Below are 22040 nucleotides of genomic sequence, written 5' to 3' on the forward strand. Positions count from 1 at the left end.
CAAGGGGAAAAGTGCTCAAGCGGTAAATAGGGAATGTTTCTAATGCCCGTGGAAAGAGGAAAAGCGCACTAACAGTAAATAGGAGAAGTTTCTAATGCCCGTGGCAAGGAAAAAAATCCCCGAGCGGGCAATAGGACAAATTTCTAAGTCCCGCTCTAAGAGAAAAAGAATTGCTATTTACTCATAATAACAATTTCTTCTATTATTTATAGCTTTAAAATGCTTCTTAAGAATTCTCCTAATTGTCTTTTTTGAAATTACACGACACCAGTCATATACAAGGTTGGTAGTGATTTTTATATCAGGAAAAAGAAGCTTAAGTTCCATCACGCTTCGTAAAACAGCAGATTCGATTTCTTCTTCAGCCCCACATTCATCACAAGTGGCATTCGGTTCACTGACAGAAACTTTCAAGGACCGGCAAGTACAACAATTGAGCCCTTTTTTCAGCTGCCCATATTCGTATTTCAGCAGTCTCGGATACGGGGAATCTACTTGATGCAAGGAATCTAATAGCTCAGCCAATTGCTTATGTCTATTAGTAAGATTCCTAGTAGGCGTATTTAATTTTTTTAATAAGGAATTCAGTTGTGTAGGAAAAATCAGGGGTTCATTTTTGGGTGCTTGATAAAGCATAAATTCGGGGTTAATAAAGACAACATTTGATTCTATAGGTATCCTGAAGCTATGTTTTTGCAGTAACTGGTGAAAAAGAGAGTCACAGCGTTTTAGCTGATCAAGTGAGTTCGTGATTTTCGTACCATTCTTGGAGTAAAACTCACCGTTTTCAAAATAATAATCGCCTTCATTATTTTTAACATCAAAAACGTACAAGGTATCTTTAATAATCAACGTATCAATTTGAAACTTATTATTATTAACCTCCAACAATAAGTCATTTAATATATAACAATTACTCTGAATTTTTTCGGTCAATAAATCAAACATCACTTCCCCTTCGTATCCTTTTTTTAGATTATAAAAGTTCCTCTTATCGACCTCTGGTAACTCCATTCGAGCATTTAAGCACCTTAAAATAATTAATTCCTGCCGTTCTGTACGAGGTTTAAAAGCCATAAAGCACTTCCCTTCATATTTTATCCAACTCTACTTTTATTTTAGTGAAAAATTCTCACTTGTTGGTAAAAAGTGTATGAACATTTCTTGAAGAATTTACAAGTTGTTTGTCGAAATAGGGTGGAAACGCTTGGAAAATATGTTACCCTTAAAGATAGAATAATAGATTGAGAGGAGAAGGGAATTGAAAAAAGTTTTATTCCGTAGTTTTGTAGTTGTATTTTTATTACTGGGTTTCTTTCATAGTAAGGCTTCAGCGGCAACTAATACTGCAACACAAATGAGTGTTATATCAATTAACGTACCTTTCTTTAAAGAGAATCCAAACTTGGTAAAATCAGAACAACTGGTAGATTTGTCTTTTAATGCTAAAGTTACTGTCCTAGAAGAGGTACGTAATGCAGCAAAAATTGAGTTAGAGGACGGCAAGGTTGGCTGGGTTTACAAAGAATATTTGAGTAACGATCTATCAAATCAAACATGGATTGTGAAAAAATGGAGGAATTTGAAGGACGCACCTGGTTTCTCTTCAAATGTTATTGGTCAAATTGATGATCACTCCAAGGTAACGGTCCTGGGCTATGATGCGACTACTCATTACTATAAAGTTCAAACGATGATAGACGGTAAGCTGCAGCAGGGCTGGATATATGGATGGTATATGGATATCAATGACCAGCCAAGAACCACGGATGGTGGTAGCAATGTCATCCCTTATGAATTTGAAAAAGAAGGAAAGGTTACTAACTCTATCTCCTTATTTACACCCTTAGACACTTTTTCAAATATAACGGCAAATGAAATTAACCGTTTTATTGATTATAAAACACAGGAACCGAGCAGCAAAATGAAAGGGATGGGTGCAGCCTACATTGAAGCACAAAATGTTACTGGTTTAAACGCTATCTATCTTTTAGCACATTCGGGTCTAGAGTCTAAATGGGGAAACTCTGATATAGTTGGTACCAAAAACAACTTTTATGGTATCGGAGCAGTGGATTTTGATCCCATGGCAAATGCACATAAGTTTGACACTCCAAGCAAAGGGATCATCAATGGAGCAAATTATATAAAAAATCATTATGTTAGCTGGGATAAGACCGTAGAAGACCCAACATATCCGTTTTATTCGCAGCCCACTCTTGATAATATGAGATTTAATAGCGGTTATCACCAATATGCAACCGATCCCGCCTGGGCTGGAAAAATTGCTAATATTGCAAAAGAATTTTATGAATTTACCTTTGCAAATGGTGAGAAAGTCAAAAAGAGCTGGTATAAAGAAGGACAGAATAGTTATTATTTTGATCAGAATGGAAAAATGCTAACTGGAAAGCAATCACTTGACGGTAAATTTTACTTTTTCAATGATAATGGATACCTCAAAACAGGTTGGCAAAATGTCGGAGGTAAGTGGTTTTATGTCTATGTCAATGTTAACGGTAATGGTACCTATAAAACAGGCTGGTTCCTCGACAAAGACAAAAAATGGTACTATTTAAACACCCAATCCGGTGCCATGTTAACCGGGTGGCAATATATTAATGGTAAATGGTATTATCTAAACGCGTCGGGAGATATGAAAACGGGCTGGTTATTTTCAGGAGGAAAATGGTATTTCCTTGACCAGAAAAATGGTGATATGAAAACCGGCTGGTTATACACAGGCGGTAAGTGGTATTACTTAAATAATAGTGGTGCCATGCAAACCGGTTGGATTAAGCTCGGTGGAAAATGGTACTATCTATACAAAGATGGCCATATGGCTGCAAACACAACCGTGGGCGGATATCGTCTAGGAAAAGACGGTGCTATGCTATAAACAGGGAGGAATCACCTTTAGGTGGTTCCTTTTTCGATTTTAATAAAATAAAACAGCGAGCAAAGTCAGAAATTCTGTTACATTTCTGCAAAAAAAGGATGGAAATCTGTCAAGGAGGTAAAGAATATTTGACAAACTTCGTACCTCCATCAAGAAAACTCTTACATACTATGGGGTAAAGGTCACGAAAAAAATATGCCCAAATACCCGTATTTTTACCATTTTTCAGAAAAATCTAACGAAATAGTCGAAAAAGGTCAGTTTTTGAAACATTCCTGTAATAATATTAAAAAATAACTGTAAATTAAAACTAGTAACTTTTATGAGATACTATAAATAACAAAAGAGAGAGAGAAAGAGAAACACGGAGGTTATCATGAAGAAATTAATAGTCAGTGGTCTACTATCATGTTCTTTACTCTTGGGCGGATTAATCAGTGGACAAAAAACAGAAGCAGCATCATTTGGAGATAAGGTTACGGATATTGCTCTTGATTATATTGGCGTTCCATATGTTTGGGGAGGCACAACTCCAAGTGGATTTGATTGCTCTGGATTTACAAGCTATTCTTACAAACAAGCAGGTGTTACTTTACCACGAACAGCTTCTGAACAATACACAAAAGGGCAAGCGATTTCAAAAAGCAATTTAGTTGAAGGCGATTTAGTATTTTTCAGTACATATAAGTCTGGGGCTTCGCATGTTGGAATCTACTTAGGAGATAACAAATTTGTGCATGCAGCATCTAGTGGTGTTAGAATTAGTTCTTTAACAGAATCATATTATTCTAGGACATATATTGGTTCGAAACGAATCGGTAACTATAACAACGGTTGGGTACTATCTGACAGAAATTGGTATTTCTATAAAAATGATGTAATGCTAAAAGGCTGGATCAAAGATGGCGGATCATGGTATTACTTAGAATCAAACGGGAAAATGAAAACCGGTTGGTTATTATGGAAAAATGATTGGTATTATTTAGCTTCAAGTGGTGCGATGTTAACTGGTTGGATTTATTCAGGAAGCCACTGGTATTATCTTAAATCAGATGGTGCTATGGCGAAAGATACAATCATTGATGGATATCGCATTGGCAATGACGGCGCTTGGATTGAATAACGAATATATACAAGAGAAAAGCGAAACCAAATCACAATTTTGGTTTCGCTTTTTTGTGTAGAAATTGATACTTTTACCTATTTGTATTTTTGTTAAAATATTCAAGATTCTACTATAATAAGGAAATAGTTTGATATATAATGAATCTAGCATAAAAAGGGGGTTTAATAGAGAGATGAATAAAATAAGTAAAGTAATGCTAGCTTCTGTTTTGACGCTTTCGTTCATGACACCATTAAATACGAAGGCAGCAGGACTTACTAGTTCGCTTTTACCAAGCAAGTCAGCTGGAGTTCAAAGTGTTAAGTTGTCTAAAGTATCAATAAAACAAAAGGCATTAAATGAATTGCTTGAATCAAAGACAACCGTTCAAATGCAAAAAACGGTACAGCAGGTGGCGTCTCCTAGTGCGATTACACAGGTGGCAAGTGATGTAGTTAAGTTTACCGATGCCAATTTGGCAAAGGCCGTACGCGAAGCATTAGGTTTAAAAGCTACCGATTCCATTACAGTGGGCAAACTAGCTAATCTTACTGATTTAGAAGCATCGGGTTTAAATATTACTGATTTAACAGGGATAGAAAACGCTGTTAACTTAACGTATTTGTATCTTTCAGATAATAATATTAGTAATCTCTCTAATTTAAATAAATTGACAAAATTAGAGTATGTAAGTTTAGATAATAACCAATTGGAAAACAGTAGTCTAGCAGCTCTTAATGGATTATCTTTGTTACAATATTTAGATCTTTCCGGAAATAATATTAGCAATCTGTCTGTTTTAAATAACCTACCAAAATTAGAGTTTCTTGGTTTAGCAAATATCCTGCTTGAAAACAGCACACTTAGCACTCTAAATGGACTACAATCATTACAGTATGTCGATCTTTCCGGAAATGTTATTAGCGACGTGTCTGGGTTAAGCGGACTATCACATTTACTAGGGTTAGGACTATCTGAAAGCAACTTCAGCAACCTCACGTCTCTTAGTGGTCTTACAAACCTACAATATGTGGATCTAACAAATAATAATATCATTGATATTACCCCATTAAGCAATCTAGTGAATTTGACTGACTTATCACTATGGGAGAATAGTATTGAAGATATTTCGCCATTATCGAATTTGAAATCCTTGGAAAGTTTGGATTTGGAATCTAATAATATTACGAACCTACAGCCGTTAAGCAGCCTTGCTAATTTATCTTACTTATATATTTCCTCTAATCCAGCATCTGACCTTACTCCTTTGCTGGATTTAGCAAGTTTGTCATTTATCATGTTAACTGATATGCCTAATCTTGACCTCACTGAGGGTTCGGCAGCTATGCAGGTAATTGAAGAATTGCAAGCTAAGGGTATTGACGTGAGTTATGATGGGAATTACGACCCAGGACTGGAATATGGCTGGACGACAGATGATGAAGGAAACCTTTATTATTATGATGAAGATGGTAATATGGCAACCGGCTGGTATGAAATTGACGATGTAAAATATTACTTTGACCTTGAGAGTGGTGTGTTAGCCATCAATAAATGGATTCAAGATGGTAAACAGAGGTATTATGCTGACTCAGACGGTATGATAGTTACAGGTGTTCAAAAAATCAACAATGTCTATTATTTCTTTGATCAAGCAGGAGTTATGAAAACCGGTTGGGTATATGATGGTTATCATTGGTATTATGCAGATAGCAAAGGCAATCTGAAAACGGGTTGGCTTTATCTAAAAGGCATATGGTACTATTTAAATCCAAATGTTAACTCCTATGGTCAAATGGCTACAGGTGTCCACATGGTGGGAAGCACACCATATTATTTTGATCGTAGTGGAGCAATGAAAGCAAATGGCTGGGTTTATGACGGTACTTATTGGCACTATGCTAAAAGCAGTGGTGCATTATACAATAAGACATGGTTTTTAAATGGTGGAAAATGGTACTATTTCAACAATTACGGTGACTCTGTTGTAGGAAGAAACTTGATTGGCAAGACATATTATTACTTTAATAAGAGTGGAGCCATGGTAACTGGTTGGGTCAAACAAGCGGGTACAGCTTATGACTATCGTTATTATAATAGCAATGGTGCTGAACTGCGTGGATGGTTAAAGTATAAAAACGCTTGGTACTATTTTACTAACAACGGATTAATGGTGCATGGAACATATCTAACTATTGGTAAGGAAGTCCATTATTTTAATCCTAACGGAACATGGGCAGGATCAAAGCCGATAAAGTAAACATATATTATGAGTGCCCATCCTTATAAAGAGAGGCTGAAACTACAGCCTCTCTTTTGGTATGTTCAGATTTTAATGGTTTCCATTTGAAGTTACATTTATGTGAACAATTGGGCATATAGGTCGAAATCCGACAACATTCGCCCCTCAGAGTTTCTTTTATAAAAGATTTTTGTTAAAATGAGTTGGATGAAAATTTATTACTCGTACTTTTTGGCGGCTAGATTGAGCCATTAAAGTAAAATATAAGCGTAGAGTACATTTAATGTTAGGTACGAAAGGAAGTCACTTCATGAATAAAATTTGTGTTATTGGTCTCGGCTATATTGGTCTCCCTACATCTGTTATGTTTGCTAACAACGGTATTCATGTTCACGGTGTGGACGTAAATGCTGTGGCCGTAGAAAAAATTAAAAATAAACAGCTGCATATTGAAGAAAATGGACTCGAAGAAAGGCTGATTGCTGCAATTGATAGTGGAAACTTAACCGTATCAACGACTCCTGAAAAATCAGATATCTTTATTATCGCCGTCCCTTCTCCAATTAATCCGGATAAAACTGCTGATATGAAATATGTTGAAGCAGCTACAAAGTCGATTGTACCGTATCTTGAAAAAGGAAATCTTGTCATCCTAGAATCAACTGTGCCGCCAAGGACGGTTGAGGATGTTATGATGCCAATTTTAAAAGAGAGCGGACTCGAAATGGGAACAGAACTTTTGATTTCCCACTCGCCAGAGCGGGTTATCCCTGGCCGCGTCTTCGAAGAGCTTGTTAACAACAGCCGAATTGTAGGTGGCATCAACCAAGAGTCTTCAGAAAAGACACGTGATTTATATCGTGCATTTGTAAAAGGAGAAATCTTCTTAACAGATGCAACAACAGCCGAAATGGTTAAAGTAATCGAGAACACGTATCGTGATGTAAATATTGCTTTTGCAAATGAGCTAGCACGGGTCAGTGAGAAACTTGGGGTCAATGTGTGGGAAGCTATTAAGCTAGCCAATCATCATCCTCGTGTAAATATTCACCTTCCAGGACCTGGTGTCGGTGGACACTGTATCGCTGTCGATCCATGGTTCCTTGTAGAGCAGGATCCGGAAAATGCTCAAATTATACATCTTGCTCGAAAAACGAATGACTCTATGCCGCTTTTTGTAGCGAATAAAGTAAAAACAATTGCTGAGCAGCAGCAAATTAAAAATCCTAAAGTGGCAGTATTGGGTCTATCTTTCAAGGCAAATATTGATGATATGCGTGAAAGTCCATCGGTTGAGGTGGTTCATTATTTAAATGAGATGAATCTTGAGCTTACTGCATTCGATCCGCATATTAAGGAGAAAAATCTACAGCAGCAATCTCTGCATCTAGAAGAAGCCTTGGAAAATGCAGATATCCTATTAATTTTAACGGATCATGAAGAATTTAAGATTTTAGATCCAAAGCAAACCGCCAATCTGGTTCGTTCCAAAATTGTCTTAGATACAAAAAATTGCCTACCACGTGAATCATGGGTTAAAGCAGGTTTTGATGTTCGCGTTTTAGGAGATTCTAAGCATAAATAATATAAAACATGAACTACGGCTTTAACTTTTAAGCCGTAGTTTATATATGTAGTCCAAATTTGATGGGTGGTACGTTATGAAAGAGAACTTTCTTGGGGTTGATGTTTGTAATTACGATTATGACAAGCTTGCCTCGTTATTAATGCAGGATATTGAAATGAAAAAAAAATCATTTATTGTGGCCATTAATCCGGAAAAAATAATGAAGTCACAAGAGGATGAGGAGCTAAAGAAGCTTTTAAACAGTGCAGACTATCAGATTCCAGATGGGATTGGAGTCATTTTAGCCTCCAAACTAAAGGGTGGACAGGTGAAAAGTCGTGTAACGGGAATTGACATGATGTTAAGACTTTGTCAAACTGCCGCAACACAGGGGAAACGGATTTTTCTATACGGTGGTAAGCCGGGAGTGGCTGAGGCAGCTAAGGCTAAGCTGGAACAACAATTTTCGGGTATCCAAATTGTGGGCACTCTCCATGGATATGAAAAAGACGAGCAAGTGATTTTTGATACAATTAATCGGCATAATCCGGAGATTATTTTTGTTGCTTTAGGCAGCCCGGCGCAAGAATATTGGATTGTTAATCACATGAATAAAGTTACTCCATACGTATTTCAAGGTGTCGGCGGCTCTTATGATGTCATTTCTGGGAATCTCAAACGTGCACCTGAGCTATTCCAAACCCTTGGCCTTGAATGGTTTTATCGTCTTGTGAAAGAGCCATGGCGCTGGAAAAGACAATTAATCCTACCAAAATTTTTATTAAAAACATTAAAAAAATAGCTTTTTATAAGCATTCCAAAAGAGAGGGCATCCTAATGACGGATACCCTCTCTTTTGAATTTTAGGCCGGTTTTCCAAATCGGCTTTTTACCTTATTTAAGAATAATGCAAGAACCTCGTCCTTTGTAAGGAATAATATAGCGGCATATACAGCAACACAAACGATTACGGTTACAATGAACAATGGAATATAGTGAGAAATAACCAACTTTAATAAATAGGCAACTGGTATAAAGGTTAATGAAAATAGAAAGTACTTGGTCTTGGTTAAGGTAAACAAGCTATAGTTTACCTTTAGATACTTCCTTATGAAAATATATTCCATTGCCACTAAGGTAAAATTAGAAATTGCAGTGGTAAAAATGGCTGTTGTAGGGTTGAAATGGTTCAACTTGATTAATGCAGTATTTAATAAAAGATTAAGAATCCCGCAAATAAACACTAGCCTAACAAGGATATTCTCTTTTTTCTTCACATAAATAATTTGATTTGAAAGAATGGACTCAGTTCCCAATGAGATCATATAGATAGCAAACACTTGAAGTGTGGTTTGCGCATGAACGTATTGATGACCTCCATATAAAAGAATGCCAGCCTGGGCTGTAACAAACAGTCCGATAGATGCCGGAAATAAGAAAGCAAAATAAACTTTCGAGATATTGTTTAACAGCTTAACATAGGAATCTTCATCTTCCGTTCCGGTTAAATAGGATAATCTTGGCACGGTTACTTGAATGATACTTAGCATTAATGTGTTAATGATGCCCATAATCTGCTGAGACATAACATAGAAGGAAACCGTTGCTTCATTAATAAATTCACCTAGCATAAACCGATCGAGCTGATTGTATAAAATATTAGCGTTTGAAAAAAAGACAACTAATAAAAGGGGTTTAATATGTTTTTTAATAGTGATATTCGAAAAATCAAGTTTAATTTTCCTCTTAATATAAATAAAGCTGACAATATTATTAAGGAACGTCGTTAGTATTAGTAGAAAAGCATAGTGTGTATAATCAGAAGAGCTTTTTACAAGAGTAAATAATAGTGAAATGTAGACGATTTTAATCAATATCGTCTTAATGGTGATGAAATTATACTTTTCACTCGCTTCATTCACCCATTCTACATAGAAAATATTCCCAATTAAATTCACCGAATAAATCATTAATACTGGAAAAATAGCTCGGTCGCTATATCCAATAAAACAAAATAGCAAGTAAGCGACTAAGGAAAGAATACTTGTTCCGATACTAATCGTAAGCATGCTAGTAAAGAATTGATTTACCTTTGTCTGATTATCTTTTATACGACTCATTTCTCGCAAGCCATAGTTATAAACTCCAAACACTGCAAAAATAAAGAAGTAGTTAAAAATGGTTTCCGACAACTGAACCTTTCCGATGGAGTCAGCTCCAAGCGTCCGGTATACATAGGGTCCTACTAAAATAGGTATAATGATATTAAAAATATTTAATAACATTTTATAAATAATGTTTTTAACCAAGGATGATTTTTGCATAAAAACACCAGCTTGCCCTTTCTTTTATGAAGACTCCGTTTGTTTATTCCTTACCCATTGTAAGATCAGCCATATGGCTTTGCCGTTTGCTTTCTTCTGGGATTTCCATGAAATCATCCCCATAAAGAGTTCTTAAATATTGACTAGGTTGGTGAGGAACTTTAAACCACTCGTTTTCAAAAACACCTTCTTTTAATGGGAAAATATCATGAATATTAAAATATGCACAACCGAAATAGGGTGTTTCAACCCCGTATGTCACATAGTCTGACTTTGTGTTAACACGGGAATACATATCTTGTATTTGCAACTTGTTAATAACTCTTCTCAGCTTATTTTTAATATTGTTCGCTTCTGAAGGGTATTTAATGCTGGCAATTCGATGAACTATTTTCTCTTTAACTGACGGTTTATTTGGTCCAGAAACAAAATCATAGGGAAAAATATCAATTGAAATACCTCTCCGTTGAATGCCATGCCAATCCACCCAATCGAAATCTTCAAGGTAAAGAATTTTCAACCAATTATGTTTGCCGTGTGTATGTACTGTTTCTGATTCTACTTTAAATTTTGAAGGTAGCTTAGCTTCGACGACTTGTTTAAATCTGTTATAGTCTTTTCTTAACATACCAATATCAGCATCGTCATCCCAAGGGATAAACCCTTTATGTCTTTCTGATCCGAGTAATGTACCATCTGTTATCCAGTATGGAATATTTTCTGTCTTACAAATATGATCAACTGCTACCAGCATTTCTAGCATTGTATGCTGTGCCCGTTTTAAAGGACTATTTTGTTCAGAATCAACTGCCAATTTTCATTCCCTCCTGCATTTCCATGAGATGAACTAGTTTACTCCTAACAGTTAATTTTACACAAGCAAGGCTGCCAAATCAACAGGGAGACTTTTCTCCCAAAAGTTTACTAGTTAATAATACTGAAATTTCTCTCAAAGCATATTTACGTATAAAGAGAAGTAGTGTAATGTAACTATTTGATGAATAGTATTCTATTAAAAATGTACAATTACAAGTAAATAGAAAAGGGAGAAACTATGTGGGGGAAAATTAAACAATCCATCCTTTCTTTTGTCATTACGGCTATCTATGTTTACCTAGTTATTTTTGTTGTCGAAGCGATTTATCGTGGCAACTTTCATGAATCATATATATGGATAAAAGGAAGAACCAAGCCTTTTACCTATAACTTTATTTATCTCTTTTTACTCTTTAGTATCTTAAGAGTATTTCGCAGAAAGTTATATATTCTATTTACCTTTTTAATGACCGTTCCCATAATTGTTCTAGCTGTTGCAAGCAGAATTAAGTTTGAAATCCGCGGAGAGCCTGTTTTACCACCTGACTTACTTCTTAGCTCAGAAGCGGTTAATATGGCAGAGTTTTTTTCAACAAGCTCGCTGACGTGGATTATTGTTGGACTGGCCGTCCTTATTGCTTTACTGGTATTTTTGATAATTAAAGTACCAAATGAGAAAAAGAAAAATTGGCTGCAAATTACCCTCTCAGTCATGGCGATTATTGCTTTAGTTAGCTTGTATCAATTCGAAGCGAAAGAGCAATCTACAACGATGAAATCAAAGCTCCATATCGCAAAATGGGTTTGGAATCAGAAACTCACAACGGCACAAAGCGGTGTCATAGCCGGGTTTATTCAAAACCTTGATTTAATGTCGATAGAAGCACCAAAAAACTATAAAAAAAAGACGATAGAAGACATTATTCATCAAACGAAAGTTCCGACTTATGCTGATTCGGAAAAACCGAATGTCATTGTTATTATGAGCGAAGCTTTCTGGGATCCCACTTTACTAACGAATGTAAAGTTCAATAAGGATCCACTCCCGTTTTTCCATAAAATGCAAGAGGAGCAATCAGGTGGAATGTTGTCTATTCCAGTGTTTGGAGGGTCAACAGCCAATACAGAATTTGAAGCATTAACCGGTGTATCCACACAATTCCTACCAGCTGGCTCGGTGCCTTATTTAAACTATGTTACAAAGCCAATTGCAGCATTACCTAATATTTTTCGTCAAAATGGATATGAAACAACAGCTATCCATTCCTTTCATAATTGGTTCTATCAACGGGGATTTGTATATAAATATCTTGGCTTTGATCGCTTTGTGAGTTTGGAATATATGAATAACCCAACACGGGATGGGAATTTCTATCATGACAAAGTGATGACTGATGAGATACTTAGAAAAATAAATATGGGGAATCAACCTAATTTTATTTTTGCTGTTACAACTCAAAATCACGGGCCTTACGCCTCAACTGGAAAAAAGACCTATGCAAATGTGGAAGCCGAACTAACTAATGGAAATAAGTTCTCGTCTGATACGGAAAATATCCTTGAGGTTTATTCAGACAACCTTACAGAAATTGACAAGCAGTTGGAAAGACTTATTACAGAGTTAAAAAAGACAAATAAGAAGACAGTTGTTGTGTTTTTTGGCGACCATCTACCATTACTAGGAACAGATTATAAAGTCTATCGTGAAGCAGGATACTATAAAGAAACGAATACCTATGATGAATATCAAAAAATGTATGCAACACCTCTGCTTGTTTGGGATAATTTTTCTGGGAAAAAAGAGGATTTACACATCGGTTCTTCCTTGTTAGGTTCCATCGTAATGGATCGTGCAGGAGTACAAGGGGATTACCTAACAAATTATTTATTGGAGAATTATAAAGAAGGAAGTTTAACTAAGATAGTTAGACCTGACTTCTTAGCCAATGAGGGCTTGAAGGATGATGTTGTTCGGAATATAAAATTATTACAGTATGATTTGCTTTTTGGGGAACAATATGGGGTAACCGATAAAAAGAAAATTCAACCGAATCCTCACTACCGTTTAGGATATAAGGATCCAGTAATAAAGAAGGTTTCAATCGAGTCAGTAGACGGAGTTAAGTTTCTTGTTATTCATGGTGACTATTTTACAGGTCTATCCTACGTCTATGTGAATGATGAAAATACTAGAAAAGAATCATTTGATGAGAATACCATTCGTGTGAGAATGCCTGAAAAAAATGAACATCTGAAAGTTCAAGTGAAGGTGCTCGATTCTAATTCTAAAATTCTTTCTGAGAGTAACACTTTTGTTGTGAAAAAATAGTTTGCAAAAACCCTGGTATTATTTAAAATTACTTAGGGTTTTTTTTTGGAAAAAAACAGAAATGACGAAAAGGGAATTTTTATTAGATTTCTTGTCGACAGCTTGGTATACTAATAAAATGAAAAATCCCTATCTCACAAAAATCGTTAAAATGAAATTAAAGGGCGTGTACGGATTGAACTTAAGTATTAATAAGAGACATTTGATGGAAAGAATGTTGATTATCTTTATTGCTTTACAACCGGTTTTAGATTTACTTACAAGCTTTTCACTCCATTATTTAAAAACCAGCTTAACGTTTGGTTTAATTGTTCGAACTCTAATGTTTGGGGTCACAGCCGTTTATATTTTTTATGTATCAATAAAAAATAATCATAAGAAAATTCTCATTTATTTCGTAGTTTTAGCTGTTGCACTTGTATTAAATTTATATGTTGGTTATCAATCAAAAACCACGTTTAATTTAGTTGAGGAAATAAAGTATATTACAAAGACCATTTATTTTATTCTCATGCTCTTCTCCTATTATTTTGTTTGGGATTATATCAAAAATAGAAAAACGGATATCCTTCTAAATAAAATAGTTGTGGGTATGTTAGTCGTAGGAATCGTGATGATTGTTTCTTTATTAACAGGTACAGCCATTAAAAGCTATACTTATGGTTTTGGATCAAAGGGATGGTTTTCTTCAGGAAATGAAATAAGTGCGATTATGGCGATTTGTTCACCTATGGTAATTATTTATTCCTTTAATCATACCGATACTTGGAAGGATTTTTATAAATGGTTACCATCTTTAGTATTACTGGCCTCTTCTTTGATTGTTGGAACAAAAGTTGGAATGATATCTTCCTTCTTCTTCATCACTGTTACTATTATCTTAATAGCATTGCAGTTATTTATAAATTCTACTAATAGAAAAAAACTAATTGTTAATGCGATATTATCCATTTTTGTATTAGCATCTTTAGCTACTCTGTCGCAAAATACTGGTGCAGTAGATAATTTAAAACAAAATAACCAACGACTTGAAGCAAAACAACAAGCAGAGGAAGCGGAAGCAGAAACTGGGGATGAACCACAGCAGGAAACTACTTCAACCGTAAAAACAAATAAGATTATCAGATTACTTTTAAGTAGTAGAGATATTTTCTTAGTGAAAAAGAATAACGAGTTCAAGCAGGCAAATGTAGGACAAAAATTATTTGGCCTGGGTTACTCTACAACAAATGAAAATGGTTATACAAAAATGATTGAAATGGACTTTTTTGATTTATTTTACTCCTTTGGGATCATTGGATTCTTAATATACTTAATTCCTATCTTATACTTTATGTACTCTTTTTTAATGGCTATTACAAAAAAAGGAAGATCGTTTTTTAGCTTTGAAAATATTTTAATGTTTTTAGGTCTTATAATCGGAATAGGGATTTCAGTTGTAGCAGGACATGTATTCTCTGCACCTGCGGTTAGCATCTATATTGCAATCATAATGGTCTATCTCTATAAAAATAATCAATATAAAACGTCAGTTTAAAACATACATGAGTTAGCTTGCAGGCTATGTCTTTAACGTAAGATGTCTGCAAGCTTTTCGTTTTGTAAGCAGAGAAGGCTTCTTGTTTAACAATTTATGTTATGAAATAATAAATAGTAAGATGAGAAAATGATAGAGAGAATGTAAAACCGACTATTAGTAAAGGAGAATGCTTACATGAATAGAGTAAGAAAAGCCATTATTCCTGCAGCTGGCTTAGGGACACGATTTTTGCCAGCGACAAAGGCGATGCCAAAGGAGATGCTTCCTATTGTCGATAAACCTACCATTCAATACATAGTGGAAGAAGCTATTGAATCAGGCATTGAAGATATTATTATTGTTACAGGTAAAGGAAAAAGAGCAATTGAAGATCATTTTGACCATGCTTTTGAATTAGAACAAACCTTGCTTGAAAAAGAAAAATTTGCACTCCTAGAAAAGGTACAAGCATCTTCAAATTTAGTTGATATTCACTATATTCGACAAAAAGAGCCAAGAGGTCTTGGACATGCTGTCTGGTGTGCAAGAAATTTTGTTGGTAATGAACCATTTGCTGTCCTTTTAGGTGATGATATTGTTCAAGCAGAAACACCATGCTTACGTCAGCTCATTAATGAATATGAAAAAACACTTTCATCTGTAATTGGTGTAATGAAAGTGGATGACGCAGAGACACACCGTTACGGGGTCATTGATCCATTGGCTCAGGATGAGAGAAGATATCAGGTCCGACAGTTTGTTGAAAAGCCAAAACCGGGAACATCCCCTTCTAACCTAGCTATCATTGGGAGATATATTTTAACCCCTGAGATTTTCATGTTCTTAGATAGACAGGAAATTGGTGCGGGTGGTGAAATCCAATTAACAGATGCCATTCAAAAGTTAAACGAAATCCAACGTGTTTTTGCTTACGAATTTGAAGGAAAACGGTATGATGTTGGTGAAAAGTTAGGTTTTATTGAAACAACTATTGAGTTTGCCCTGAAGAATGAAGAAATTAAGGATGGCTTACTAGAGTATATGGCTGAAAAGTTAAAAGAATATCGATTATAAAGCGTTCAGAAATAGCAATACCACGGGTATTAAAAGTAAAGAGGTAAAACAAATGAAAAAAATTAGAGTTCTACATGTTTGTGATGCACTAGATAAAGGTGGTTTAGAGGAAGTTATCTATAACCTTGTTAAAAATACAAATAGTCAGGAATTTGAAGTAGGTGTCGCCTACTTTAAAGGCGGGGTGGTTGCAGATAGACTGAAAGAAAAGGGCTTCAACTGTCAGGAAATTAATGAAACAAATAAATATTCTCGAATTCAACAGCTTAAAAACTATATAAAGGAAGGGAAGTTTGACATTGTTCAAGCTCATTTCTGCTTTCATGGGATTTTAGCTGCAAAACTAGCAGGAGTAAAAGTAATCGAGACAACCCATAATACGTACCACTTTTTCGAAAATCCGTGGGGGAGAACAAAGTATAGTTTTTATCTCAACCTAGTGAATTCTGTCGTTTCGGTTTCTAAGGCAGTAGAAAACTTTAACTTAACTAATTTCAAAGTGTTGAATAAAAAGAAATGTACAGTTATTAGAAACTCTATTGATTCCGAAAGGATTATTCCAACTGAACGGTCGAAAGAGGATTTGAAAAGAGAACTAGGGCTGCCTGAGAACGCGTTTGTCATTAGCACGCTATCACGTCTAGATGTTCAAAAGGGCATAGAATACTTTATTGAAGCCGCTAAAATGTTAAATCAAAAATATGAGAACCTCGTATTTTTAATACCAGGGGAAGGCGCGGAACCCTATAGCCAGACATTGAAAAAACAGGCTGAGGGCATAAATAATATTCGCTTCATTGGACATGTTTCTAAAGTGAACGAATTGTTTAAGGTGATGGATGTTTATGCGATGACGTCATTATGGGAAGGTGCCCCGCTTACGTTACTTGAAGCAATGGCGTATGGGAAACCTGTCGTGGTTACAAATGTAGGGAATACTGCCGAAGTGATTCAAGACAATATGAATGGATTTATTGTAGAGAAGAAGGATGTAAATGCATTTGTAGAGAGGCTAAGTAGATTCATCGAAGATCCTACAAAACGCTTCGAACTTGAACAGCAAGCGCAGAAAGACTTTAACGAAAAATTTAGTAATCACATTATGATTAGTAATTATAAACAGTTATATCTATCCTTACTAGAAGGATAGAAAAAAGAGGCTGACTCAAAAGCAAAGGTGTCAGACCCCACAATTCAATATCTAGTTAAAACCTAGTGAACTCTAGTCTAGATATTGTTTTTTTAGTGGTGTCAGACCCCTTATGAGTCAGCCTCTTTTTCTTAGGATGTTTTGGAGGTGAGTAAAGTTAAGATTTCTCTAAAACGCTCGTCCCATGTTGTTTTTGCTAAAAATGCATCTAAATCTTCGAATGGCAATTTTGACTGAAGTAATTGCTCGTAATCATGTAAGATGGTTTCTTTTACTTCAATTTCATTGTGGCAATGGGTAACTAAAGGGTAGGTCCCGATATGTTGAATACCGGTTGATACCGTCGGTAAACCAAAGTACAAATACTCATAAATCTTAATGGGATCAACTGCATCAGAGAGTTTACTTGGTTTAAATGGAATGATGCCAATATGCCATTTCTCCACGTATTTATTCAACTCACTAGGATGTACTTTTCCGTAGAATTCACAGTTAGAGAGGCCTTTGATTTTAGTTAATATATCATCTGGCGCACCGTGACCGATAAAATGAAAAAAGAAATTTTCATTTTTAGCTAGGTTAAAAATGAGGTCCCAATCAAACCATGAAGGGGTTAAGTGACCAAAATATCCAATATGAATTTTTTGGTCCGCACTTTTTTGTTTTAACGAGACATCTCTTTTACCAGATAAAGCCGCATTGTATCCATTACCAATGACATAAATGTCATTTTTAATAGAATAAAATTTGTCCTTCAACGGCTGTGAGACAACAGTTACTAAATCAGAACGTTGTACAAATGCCTCCTCGATACCACGGTTATACCATGGAGCATCCCCTGTTTTATAAAACTCTTCCCATTCATCCATTATGTCATAAATAATTTTATAACCAGATTGACTTAGTTGGTCGATGCAGCCGTAGAAAAGCTTTGCGGGGAAAGTCGTCAAATAAGTTTTATTAGTGATTTCATCTACCATCTTTAATTTTTCGATATCATATATGAAGTCGTAAACAGGTACTTCAAAGATATTCTTATAAACCATTTGATAGCTCTTTTCAAGCTTTTCCTGATCATCCCATTGCCATGCTACAAAAAGAACAGCAAACCCCTGGTCTGATAAATATTTTGCTAGGTTAATCGTGCGTTGGTTATACAATTCTTCAAATTCACGACCTGAAGTTACAATGAATAGACCTTTAATTTCTTTATTTTTGTGAAGATCTAAAACTTTTAAATACAGATCGTGAAGCTGAGCGTTATTACGTTTGAATACTTTGTTAACACCCATTTTAGTAAATAATCTTCTTTGTGCTTTTTTGAAGGTATTTTGCAACCCATTTTGTTGGAGGGATCTTAAACTCTTCCGGATGACATGTTTTACTGACATTTTCTTGCCCCTTTATATAATAGTGGTTCCATTATACCTCATTTACTGGGGATTTAAAATTGTGTAAGGTTATCCCAACTTCTTTCGGAGAATTCCAAGATAATACCAGTGTCCCTGTGCATTAACCCACCCAAAATTTAAACGTTCATTTCTTTGTGTAAGTGGAATTGTTACGGTCTTTATCCATGTTCCATCACTAAATTCTCTTGCTTTTATCTCTACTTTGTTATCATACACATTAACGAGATATCCTTGGGATTGAGTATAGTTTTCTTTGCCAGTAGGTGTATAGGTATAGGCAACCGAACTGGTATTTGCCATTGTAATCCCATCCTGATAAATGCTTTTAGGTTCATTAATTGGGTAATGAGAATGCCCTGTAAAAAGAATAACCTGTGGAAACTTCCTTAACAAGGCTAGGATTTTTTGGTCTTCAAGCCCAGCACTCCATTCGCTTCCATAGACTGTATTTGAGATTGGTTGGTGGAAGAAGACAAAGATGGGTTTGCTGCTCACTGCATTCATTGATAATGTAGTTTCTAACCATTGAAACTGTTGATCAGAAATATACGCAGAATCTCTTTCAGAGGCTCCGTATTCAGCGATCATCGTATTCTCTGATTTTTCACCAGCAATCGTAATAAAATGATACCCCTTTATCCATTTATCATAATAAAGATTTGATACGTTCATTTTACTTAGAAATCTTTTCTTTAGCACCTCATCTGATATGGAGGGGTGTAATTGAGACTCCAGCCATTCATGATTACCTATAACCATAAATTCCTCAGCCGTAGGTATTTTTTTAGCTTTTAATATAGAGTTAAACACATTATATTCATTTACCCTTCCGAAATCGGTCATATCTCCATTTACTGCAATAACGTCATAACTTGGTGCGACGGTTTTCAAATCATCCATTGCATTTTCAAATTTATTAGTAAATTTTGGAATATCTAAATCAATATGTGTGTCGCTAATGACAGCAACCTGTAAATTGGGTTTAGTGCTAGCTTGTACGTATTGACCTGTGGGTTCAATCATTCCAGCTAGGAATAACCCAGTGGATAATAAGATTTTAAACATAATCTTTACCTCACAACAAAATTTATTATTTATTATTTATGAATTATAAATTCCTATTCTTAACTAATTCTTAAGAGCGATTCGAATGAGTATTTATGATTCTCATAAATGAGCATATATAGGAGTAGCTTGTCCTTATAAGGAAAAAAGAACTAATTTTAGCCTAAGCCCTTACCAAATGCTCCTATTTTGCATAAATAAATAATAAAGGAGAGGATAAGCCATGAAGATTATTCAACGATTAATTCCTGCTTCCCATACTGAGACACGCCCAGGTATTAAAATGAATCCCAAATATATTACCGTTCATGAAACTGATAATACAAGCGTTGGCGCAGACGCAGAGGCACATGCTAGGTTGCAAGAAAGGGGAAATAGCCGAACCGCCTCATGGCATCTGCAGATTGATGAGAAGGAAATTATCCAGTCCATCCCATTTGATGAAGTAGCGTGGGCCGCCGGAGATGGTCATAATGGGCCTGGAAATAGAACTTCTATTCATATTGAAATGTGTGTGAATAAAGACGGCAATTATGAACAAACAGTCTCCAATACTGTAGAAGTGGTCAAATATTTAATGAATCGATTTAATATATCTATTAATCATGTCGTTCCTCATAAACACTGGACAGGTAAGAACTGTCCAAGAAATTTATTACCTAGATGGGATAGCTTTATTAAACGGTGCCAATCTACAACTAATGGTTGGGTAAAGCAAGGTGCCCAGTGGTCTTACTACAAAAATGGTGCTAATCAAACAGGCTGGGTAAATGATAAGAACAAGTGGTACTATCTTGATTCAAATGGAGTCATGAAAACAGGCTGGATATTGGATAAGAACAAGTGGTATTATTTAGATTCTGAAGGGGTCATGCAGACCGGTTGGAAGAAAGTAAAAGGAAAATGGTATTACCTTGCGTCTAATGGAGTTATGAAAACAGGCTGGGTAAAGGATGATAATAAATGGTACTACCTAAATTCTGATGGTGTGATGCAAACAGGATGGATTCAGGATAAAGAAAAGACCTATTATCTAAATAGTAAAGGAGAAATGGTTATAGGTAATCAAACGATAGAAGGAAAAGAATATACCTTTGAAGAGACAGGTGCGCTGGTTGAAGCAGCAGCTCCTATTCCTACCCCTACTCCTGCCCCTACCCCAACTAACGAGACCCCCAACCCAGATGAAGCAGAAGCTCCTGCTCCAACTAACGAGACCCCAGACCCAGATCAAGGAGAGCAAACCTCAGTAGGTGGGGATGCAGGGGAAGCAACAGATGGTCCAGCTGGAGCTAGTGCTGAAGCATCTACTGGTCCCAAAGGTCCAAATGTAGTAAATACAAGCAATAATTCAACCGCATAAAAATAATTGAAGGCTGACCAGAAAAGGTCAGCCTCCAATTTGTTTTTACAAGTACAAAGATGAAATTAATTTTCTAAAGAGTATTGCTCTTTAAATGTACTCTCTTGCTTTAATTGTTTGACATTAAAATGGGTAATTTGATTTTCAAAGTTACGAAGCTTTAGTGCGTAATCTTTTTCCGATTGAACAGGCTTATGTTTTGCCATATAATCAATAATCCAATTATTAATAAAGTTATAATAATGAACCTGATCACCTTGGTAATTAGCAAAATTAAACGTTACTTCTTTCATATCTTGAAAATCATATATTTCTACATTAGGATAGCTTTCAACAAGTTTAAATACTTCCTTCTTAAACTTTAATCTTTCTTTAAGGTAATTGGCATTCGTTTTGTAAAAGCTCACATGATTATAGATTGGATATGGTGCATAGAACAATGTAAATTTTGTGTTTGGGTGTGCTTTTACAAGTGAAATGACATTTTGCTTAAAGGACTCAATTTGTACCGATGAATATTCGTAACTAGGTAACTCTTCTATGGGCTGTACATATTTTAATCTAGTTTTAATATGGTCAAACGTTTCTATTGGAGCAACCTGGCCAAATTTATAAAGAGGCTCAATTTCCCTCCGGCGCTCGTCCCCTACTTTATTGGCGAGTAAATTGTTATACAATATTTTGATTGGATACGAACTTATTAAGTAACGGATATCATTGAATTTCCATTTATCGTACATATAAGTTGGGAAATCACTTGGCGGTCCAGTAACCCAATCTGGTTCCCCTGCAAAGGAGTAATAATTAAGCTCCCAGATGACACGTTTTAAATCGGGTTTATGTCGAAACGCTGCTTCAGCAACCATTGATTGTTCCTTAGCAGTAGATGCTGGTAAAGAGGCATTGAAGGATTGAACGCCAAGTATATCATCTACATAACTCTCGCGGAAATTCCGCCCCATCGACGTTGCCGTAATTAAAGTATTGTAATCTTGATTTCTTAATAAACCTGGCATTTGGTAACGTTCGGTTGCAATATACTGCGGACGGTAAAGAGCTGTTTTTCGATAATAAAATAGCGGATCAATGATATACATAATGACAGAAACAAAAAGTATGAAAACAGAAGCCATTAAAGCAACTGTAACAAGGAATTTCTTGTATGACATGGTGTA

The 22040-nt window shown here is 35.5% G+C and carries 16 protein-coding genes; 10 read left to right on the top strand and 6 right to left on the bottom strand.

Features of this window, described 5'->3' with window-relative positions; all coding sequences use genetic code 11:
* Nucleotides 1–177: 177 nt before the first annotated feature.
* Nucleotides 178–1077, bottom strand: coding sequence for a nuclease-related domain-containing protein (locus ABES03_RS19095; protein WP_430119635.1), 900 nt, complete (start codon nt 1075–1077; stop codon nt 178–180).
* A gap of 184 nt (nt 1078–1261) precedes the next feature.
* On the opposite strand from ABES03_RS19095, the gene ABES03_RS19100 reads away from it, so the two are divergent.
* The 5 genes from ABES03_RS19100 (at nt 1262) to ABES03_RS19120 (ending at nt 8615) form a co-directional block, all read left to right on the top strand.
* The gene (locus ABES03_RS19100) at nt 1262–2899 is read left to right on the top strand and encodes a glucosaminidase domain-containing protein (RefSeq protein ID WP_430119637.1); all 1638 of its coding nucleotides are present in this window, start codon (nt 1262–1264) and stop codon (nt 2897–2899) included.
* 376 nt (nt 2900–3275) lie between these two features.
* A complete protein-coding gene (locus ABES03_RS19105; protein WP_430119639.1) occupies nt 3276–4022 on the top strand; it encodes an NlpC/P60 family protein in 747 nt (248 codons plus the stop codon).
* A gap of 175 nt (nt 4023–4197) precedes the next feature.
* Nucleotides 4198–6264, top strand: a complete 2067-nt coding sequence (locus tag ABES03_RS19110) for a leucine-rich repeat domain-containing protein (RefSeq protein ID WP_430119641.1) — start codon at nt 4198–4200, stop codon at nt 6262–6264.
* 292 nt (nt 6265–6556) lie between these two features.
* A complete protein-coding gene (locus tag ABES03_RS19115) occupies nt 6557–7831 on the top strand; it encodes a nucleotide sugar dehydrogenase (RefSeq protein WP_430119643.1) in 1275 nt (424 codons plus the stop codon).
* 76 nt (nt 7832–7907) lie between these two features.
* Nucleotides 7908–8615 (top strand): WecB/TagA/CpsF family glycosyltransferase, encoded by a 708-nt coding sequence (locus ABES03_RS19120; RefSeq protein ID WP_430119645.1) that lies wholly within the window; start codon nt 7908–7910, stop codon nt 8613–8615.
* Between the two features lie 61 nt (nt 8616–8676).
* On the opposite strand, the gene ABES03_RS19125 is transcribed toward ABES03_RS19120, so the two are convergent.
* Both ABES03_RS19125 and ABES03_RS19130 read right to left on the bottom strand, forming a co-directional pair.
* The gene (locus ABES03_RS19125; protein WP_430119647.1) at nt 8677–10137 is read right to left on the bottom strand and encodes an oligosaccharide flippase family protein; all 1461 of its coding nucleotides are present in this window, start codon (nt 10135–10137) and stop codon (nt 8677–8679) included.
* A gap of 43 nt (nt 10138–10180) precedes the next feature.
* Nucleotides 10181–10951: a LicD family protein gene (locus ABES03_RS19130; protein ID WP_430119649.1), complete on the bottom strand. Its 771-nt coding sequence runs from the start codon at nt 10949–10951 to the stop codon at nt 10181–10183.
* A gap of 240 nt (nt 10952–11191) precedes the next feature.
* Here ABES03_RS19130 and ABES03_RS19135 point away from each other — a divergent pair, with 240 nt between their 5' ends.
* The 4 genes from ABES03_RS19135 to ABES03_RS19150 all read left to right on the top strand — a co-directional run bounded on the left by ABES03_RS19135 (nt 11192) and on the right by ABES03_RS19150 (nt 17025).
* Entirely contained in the window at nt 11192–13282 is a 2091-nt protein-coding gene (locus ABES03_RS19135) for an LTA synthase family protein (RefSeq protein WP_430119651.1), read from the top strand.
* A 61-nt stretch (nt 13283–13343) separates the two neighbouring features.
* A complete protein-coding gene (locus ABES03_RS19140) occupies nt 13344–14819 on the top strand; it encodes an O-antigen ligase family protein (RefSeq protein WP_430119653.1) in 1476 nt (491 codons plus the stop codon).
* Between the two features lie 177 nt (nt 14820–14996).
* The gene (gene galU / locus ABES03_RS19145) at nt 14997–15875 is read left to right on the top strand and encodes a UTP--glucose-1-phosphate uridylyltransferase GalU (protein ID WP_430119655.1); all 879 of its coding nucleotides are present in this window, start codon (nt 14997–14999) and stop codon (nt 15873–15875) included.
* A gap of 52 nt (nt 15876–15927) precedes the next feature.
* Nucleotides 15928–17025, top strand: coding sequence for a glycosyltransferase family 4 protein (locus tag ABES03_RS19150; protein ID WP_430119657.1), 1098 nt, complete (start codon nt 15928–15930; stop codon nt 17023–17025).
* Between the two features lie 131 nt (nt 17026–17156).
* Here the strand turns inward: ABES03_RS19150 and ABES03_RS19155 are convergent, their stop codons facing one another.
* Together ABES03_RS19155 and ABES03_RS19160 are read right to left on the bottom strand one after the other, a co-directional pair.
* Nucleotides 17157–18416, bottom strand: a complete 1260-nt coding sequence (locus ABES03_RS19155) for a glycosyltransferase (RefSeq protein ID WP_430119659.1) — start codon at nt 18414–18416, stop codon at nt 17157–17159.
* A 69-nt stretch (nt 18417–18485) separates the two neighbouring features.
* Complete coding sequence (locus ABES03_RS19160; protein WP_430119661.1) at nt 18486–19502, bottom strand: metallophosphoesterase family protein; 1017 nt, start codon at nt 19500–19502, stop codon at nt 18486–18488.
* Between the two features lie 223 nt (nt 19503–19725).
* Here ABES03_RS19160 and ABES03_RS19165 point away from each other — a divergent pair, with 223 nt between their 5' ends.
* A complete protein-coding gene (locus ABES03_RS19165) occupies nt 19726–20865 on the top strand; it encodes an N-acetylmuramoyl-L-alanine amidase (protein WP_430119663.1) in 1140 nt (379 codons plus the stop codon).
* A 65-nt stretch (nt 20866–20930) separates the two neighbouring features.
* Here the strand turns inward: ABES03_RS19165 and ABES03_RS19170 are convergent, their stop codons facing one another.
* Nucleotides 20931–22034 (bottom strand): hypothetical protein, encoded by a 1104-nt coding sequence (locus tag ABES03_RS19170; protein ID WP_430119665.1) that lies wholly within the window; start codon nt 22032–22034, stop codon nt 20931–20933.
* Between the last annotated feature and the right edge of the window lie 6 nt (nt 22035–22040).

It is taken from the genome of Neobacillus rhizosphaerae, from assembly GCF_050477885.1.
Taxonomy (GTDB): Bacteria; Bacillota; Bacilli; order Bacillales; family Cytobacillaceae; genus Neobacillus; species Neobacillus rhizosphaerae_A.